Source organism: Paenisporosarcina sp. P4_E4_2 (genome assembly GCF_056401595.1).
In genome coordinates this window covers 1-3,588 of sequence record NZ_JBFUJC010000323.1, presented here as the reverse complement: position 1 = coordinate 3,588, position 3,588 = coordinate 1, and the positions used below count along the sequence as shown (strand labels likewise).

The following is a 3,588-nucleotide window of genomic DNA, read 5'->3' as shown; positions in this document are numbered from 1 at the left end:
GCGCTGCATACTTCGCAATCGTGCCGCCAACGCCTAAAACCTCATCATCATTGTGTGGTGCAAATACCAACACCTTCATCCATTCACCTCTGATTGTTTCTTAACTTTCCATTGGAAATATCACTTAAATTTATAGCCCGCTCTCATTTGCACATCATCAATATTCTCAAACTCGGTAACTCGAAGTAGCCCACCTTTACAAACAATATCGATATAGTCGCTCGTAATTTGTGCAATTTGCCCCGGTATCCCGACATATTTTTTATTTTCCAAATAATCCGCTCGCCAAAAGATCAATTTATGCTGTCCATTATAATGAGAAAAAGCACCTGGGTATGGTTTTGAAACCGCCCTTATTAATCGTTGAATTGCTTCTACAGGTTCTTGCCAATCGATTCGTCCATCTTCAGGTGTTCTCTTTAGTAGATAGGTCGCTTCTTCCTCATTCTGTTTAACCGATGTAACGGTTCCATCCAACATCTGAGGTAGCACCCGATGCATCATGCGTTGAAGCGCTTCATTACTCTTTTCTTGAACATCAATCGCATAATCAGAATCTTCAATTACATACGATTCCTGTGCAACAATATCGCCAGAGTCCGTGCCTTCATCTATAAAAAATAGAGAGCATTTTGTTTCTCGTACGCCTAATAAGACTTGCCAAACTAAAGCGGCTCTTCCTCTGAATTTTGGAAGGGGAGTGGGATGAAATCCGATTGTTCCAATTCTTGCAGCATGAATAATTTCTGGTTTTATGAGTTGGGACAATCCGACCACAAAAATATAATCTGGATGGTGATCAGTAATCTCTTTCACATAGAGATCTTCGTTTATATTTTTAAACTTCCTGAATGGAATGTGATGAGCTTCGGCCAACTCATGAATTGGTTCATATCCAGAAACATTTTTTGAATATTTTTCATCCAGTGAAAATACGAGATCCACCGGAAAGTTCAGTCTAATCATTTCTTCAAGTACCACTTTACTTGAATCAACAGAGCCAATTAGGATTGTCTTCATTTCCATCTCCTTACCGTTTTAAAACAATTTAATCGTCGATTGCGCTTCTAGAATTAACCTCTTTTATATTTCTCTTCACCAAATAAAACAATCGCGACCGTTTTACAGATGATTTTAACATCGAGTAAAATGGAATAATTTTGAATATATGAAAGATCATATTCAATTCGTTGTTCCCACGATATAGAATTGTTTCCGTTCACTTGGGCAAGACCTGTCATTCCTGGTTTCATCTGAAGGCGTTGCATCTGAATCGGTGTATATTCCTCCACTTGTATATGAACTGTTGGTCTAGGTCCTACTAAACTCATCTTTCCTACCAAAACATTGACAAGCTGCGGAAGTTCGTCTATTTTTGTCCTTCTTAAAAATTTTCCTAATGTAGTAATTCGATTTTCATCCTTTGAAAAATCTGAATTTCTCTCTGCTTCCACGTCAACCTTCATCGTTCGGAATTTATATATATGGAAGTCTACCCCGCTTTTCCCCACCCTTTCTTGCTTAAAAAAAACGGGACCAGGCATCGTGATTTTCATAAGCAAGACAATCACAACAATCAGTGGTGATAACAATAGCAATCCTAATCCACTGCCAACTAGATCAATCAGTCTTTTAAAAAACAGGTTCAGATTACTGACTGTGAACATATTCCACAGCTCCTTCATCTTCGTTCCAAACCACTGAATTCTCAACATCTAGTTATTTAATAATCTTGATTTCGTTGTATTTCATCATCCGAATACGTTCTTCGTACCGACCAATGACATTTTCATTCACTTGATTGTGTAAATTATGGACGATCATCTTCGGTATGTTGACACCACTTTCATAGGCATGCGGGTAACCTCCACCAAAACGTGGATTCACTTCCGAAATGATATATTCCCCATTTACTTTAAAAATGTCGATGTCAATGATTCCTCTAAAACCAATCACTTTCACAAAATTTTTTATAAGATCAAACAGTTTTTCATTTTTGATAGAAATGGATTTATCCGTTTCTCCTGCTCTCATCGCAAGCTTTTCTTTTGTGAAAATGGCGACGGGTTCACCTGAATGGAGATCTATATACACATCCGCGCCGATTTCAACCCCATCTATAAATTCTTGAATCATCATATTCTTATAGTTTTTAAATAATAATTCAACTTCCTCTTTTGATGTCACTTTATTGATATTGATACTTGCGCTGCCCTTTACTGGTTTAACAAATACGGGAAAGTCTACAACCCCAGCATCCACATTTAGATAAAATTCTTCTTTATCAATATAGCTATTGATTGAATGAAAACCGTTTTTTATTAGAAATGTATTCAGCGAAAACTTATCAAAGCACATCTCAACGTTTTCTAAATCAGACACAATCGGGATGGTGCCAACGTTTAAAAATTCTTCTCGATGTTTCGCTAACAAACTGATTTCCGGGTCGATTAACGTAAACACAGCCTTGACATCATTATTTTTACATATTGCTAGAATCGTACTTAAATAATCTTGATGATCAATCCTTGGAACGATGAAGTACTGGTCCGCATCATAAAGTGCTGGTGCAAGAGGACTACAATCTGTCGCGTAGACCTTGCCGATTCCTTCAAGCTCTTTTTTGAAGTATTGAACGATTTTATTCCTAGTTCCACAACTAAGAATCAATATGTTCATTTGAAAAGCTCCTCTCATTTCTTTTGAGCGCACCTTTAGTTGCTGAGCGGTGCTACTACTTATGAGCACCGATTTCTGGTTTATGAGCAACGACYTGTCATTTCTGAGCATCTTTTCCCCGGTTATGAGCGCATCACCCATTTTTGAACGCCGATTTCCGGTTTATGAGCGTTTTTCTAGCATGTTTGAGCGCCTTTTCCTCGGTTATAAGGGACGTCGCACGTATCTATGTGCACCTTTCCCACAGTTATGAGCGCGCCTTCCTCCTCCAAATTGCCAAAGAAATATCTTCACAAATAATGATCAGCTGTCCATTTTTCACGAGCTTCCATCATCACGCCATCTTTCTCGACATAGACAGCAGGAAAGAACTTAATAAATAACGGAGATAGACTCATGGAATACGCGCCAACTTTTTCATAAATGATTTGATCCCCAACCAAAACTTGAGGAGCGTCCTCTAGCACCATGATTCGGTCATCCTCCATGCAGGTAAATCCAGAGATGACTTGTTTGTCGATAAGCTTTCTATCCTCACTAATCTTATACTGAACCCTAAAAAACTTTATCCCCTTATTTTTCAGTGGATTGATATTAATGTGACTACCATCCGTTGTGGCAAAATGATTCGCACTCGTTTGCTTCACATCAACGACACTTGTGACAAAACTAAATGGAGAGGAAACAATCGACGTTCCTGGTTCTACAATTAAGACCGTATCTTCGTTGTTAAAGACTTTGCTTAATTCAGAAGAAATTACTTCGATATATTCATCAAACTGGGGTTTATCTTTAAGCCCTCYAAAAAACCCTCCACCGACATCCACATACTTTAGCTTTAGTGAATATTTTTGTGTAATTTCACAGGCCATTTTCGAAATCGCTCGATAGATATTTAAACTTCTTGTC

The 3,588-nt window shown here is 38.1% G+C and carries 4 protein-coding genes; all 4 read right to left on the bottom strand.

Features of this window, described 5'->3' with window-relative positions:
* Nucleotides 1-120: 120 nt before the first annotated feature.
* The gene (locus AC1DSB_RS16360) at nucleotides 121-1,020 is read right to left on the bottom strand and encodes a methionyl-tRNA formyltransferase (protein ID WP_477587124.1); all 900 of its coding nucleotides are present in this window, start codon (nucleotides 1,018-1,020) and stop codon (nucleotides 121-123) included.
* Nucleotides 1,021-1,073: 53 nt separating this feature from the next.
* A complete protein-coding gene (locus AC1DSB_RS16355; protein WP_477533057.1) occupies nucleotides 1,074-1,667 on the bottom strand; it encodes a sugar transferase in 594 nt (197 codons plus the stop codon).
* Between the two features lie 52 nt (nucleotides 1,668-1,719).
* A complete protein-coding gene (locus AC1DSB_RS16350; RefSeq protein WP_477587123.1) occupies nucleotides 1,720-2,679 on the bottom strand; it encodes an ATP-grasp domain-containing protein in 960 nt (319 codons plus the stop codon).
* Between the two features lie 290 nt (nucleotides 2,680-2,969).
* Nucleotides 2,970-3,588, bottom strand: a 619-nt coding sequence (locus AC1DSB_RS16345) for a type III PLP-dependent enzyme domain-containing protein (protein ID WP_477587122.1), incomplete at its 5' end; no start/stop codon positions are given.

What these genes read in the sequence shown, in the direction of transcription:
- AC1DSB_RS16360 (WP_477587124.1), bottom strand. Translation starts at nt 1,020, where the DNA reads ATGAAGACAATCCTAATTGGCTCTGTTGATTCAAGTAAAGTGGTACTT.
- AC1DSB_RS16355 (WP_477533057.1), bottom strand. Translation starts at nt 1,667, where the DNA reads ATGTTCACAGTCAGTAATCTGAACCTGTTTTTTAAAAGACTGATTGAT.
- AC1DSB_RS16350 (WP_477587123.1), bottom strand. Translation starts at nt 2,679, where the DNA reads ATGAACATATTGATTCTTAGTTGTGGAACTAGGAATAAAATCGTTCAA.